The organism is Streptococcus mitis (assembly GCF_002096845.1).
Lineage (GTDB): Bacteria > Bacillota > Bacilli > Lactobacillales > Streptococcaceae > Streptococcus > Streptococcus mitis_A.
This window is the reverse complement of record NZ_NCVK01000030.1, coordinates 1-1,988: the sequence shown is the minus strand read 5'-3', so window position 1 is coordinate 1,988 and position 1,988 is coordinate 1. Positions and strand designations below refer to the sequence as shown.

Below are 1,988 nucleotides of genomic sequence, written 5' to 3'. Positions count from 1 at the left end.
TCAGCGTCAACAAGCGCAAGTACGTCAGCAAGTACGTCAGCTTCAATGAGCGCAAGTACGTCAGCATCAACAAGCGCAAGTACGTCAGCGTCAACAAGCGCAAGCACATCGGCTAGCACATCAGCGTCAACAAGCGCAAGCACATCGGCTAGCACATCAGCGTCAACAAGTGCGTCTACTTCAGCAAGTACTTCAGCAAGCACATCAGCAAGTACGTCAGCGTCAACAAGCGCAAGTACGTCAGCTTCAACGAGCGCAAGTACGTCAGCTAGCACATCGGCATCAACGAGCGCAAGTACGTCAGCAAGTACATCGGCATCAACGAGCGCAAGCACGTCAGCAAGCACATCGGCATCAACAAGCGCAAGTACATCAGCTAGCACGTCAGCGTCAACAAGTGCGTCTACTTCAGCAAGCACATCGGCATCAACAAGCGCAAGTACATCAGCAAGTACATCGGCTTCAACAAGCGCAAGTACGTCGGCTAGCACGTCAGCATCAACAAGTGCAAGTACATCAGCAAGCACGTCAGCATCAACAAGTGCAAGTACATCAGCAAGTACATCGGCTTCAACAAGCGCAAGTACATCAGCAAGCACGTCGGCATCAACAAGCGCAAGTACGTCAGCTTCAACGAGCGCAAGTACATCAGCAAGCACGTCAGCTTCAACAAGCGCAAGCACATCAGCAAGCACGTCGGCATCAACGAGCGCAAGTACGTCAGCATCAACAAGTGCAAGTACATCAGCTTCAACAAGCGCAAGTACGTCAGCAAGTACGTCAGCTTCAACAAGCGCGTCGACATCAGCAAGTACGTCAGCTTCAACAAGTGCAAGCACATCAGCAAGCACATCAGCTTCAACAAGCGCAAGTACGTCAGCTTCAACAAGTGCAAGCACATCAGCAAGTACATCAGCTTCAACAAGTGCAAGTACGTCAGCTTCAACAAGCGCAAGCACGTCAGCAAGCACATCGGCTTCAACAAGTACAAGCACATCAGCAAGCACATCGGCTTCAACAAGTGCAAGCACATCGGCTTCAACAAGTGCAAGTACATCAGCAAGTACATCGGCATCAACAAGCGCAAGTACATCAGCAAGTACGTCAGCTTCAACAAGTGCAAGTACATCGGCTTCAACAAGCGCGTCGACATCAGCAAGTACATCGGCTTCAACAAGCGCAAGCACGTCAGCTTCAACAAGCGCAAGTACATCAGCAAGCACATCAGCTTCAACAAGTGCAAGCACATCAGCTTCAACAAGTGCAAGCACATCAGCAAGTACGTCAGCATCAACAAGTGCAAGTACATCAGCAAGCACGTCAGCTTCAACGAGCGCAAGTACGTCAGCAAGCACATCGGCGTCAACGAGCGCAAGCACGTCAGCAAGCACGTCAGCAAGTACATCGGCGTCAACGAGCGCAAGCACGTCAGCAAGTACATCGGCGTCAACGAGCGCAAGTACATCAGCAAGTACATCGGCTTCAACAAGCGCAAGTACGTCGGCTAGCACATCGGCTTCGACAAGTGCAAGTACATCAGCAAGCACATCGGCTTCAACAAGCGCAAGCACGTCAGCAAGCACATCGGCTTCAACGAGCGCAAGCACGTCAGCAAGCACGTCAGCAAGTACATCGGCATCAACAAGCGCAAGTACGTCGGCTAGCACATCGGCTTCAACAAGCGCAAGTACGTCAGCAAGCACATCAGCTTCAACAAGCGCAAGTACGTCAGCAAGTACGTCAGCTTCAACAAGCGCGTCGACATCAGCAAGTACGTCAGCTTCAACAAGTGCAAGCACATCAGCAAGCACATCAGCTTCAACAAGCGCAAGTACGTCAGCTTCAACAAGTGCAAGCACATCAGCAAGTACATCAGCTTCAACAAGTGCAAGTACGTCAGCTTCAACAAGCGCAAGCACGTCAGCAAGCACATCGGCTTCAACAAGTACAAGCACATCAGCAAGCACATCGGCTTCAACAAGTGCAAG

The 1,988-nt window shown here is 51.1% G+C and carries 1 protein-coding gene; it reads right to left on the bottom strand.

The genetic code is table 11. The features are described 5' to 3' along the window. Positions 1 to 1,988 (bottom strand): hypothetical protein (locus B7695_RS11200; protein ID WP_192855741.1); only part of this gene is annotated, 1,988 nt, incomplete at both ends.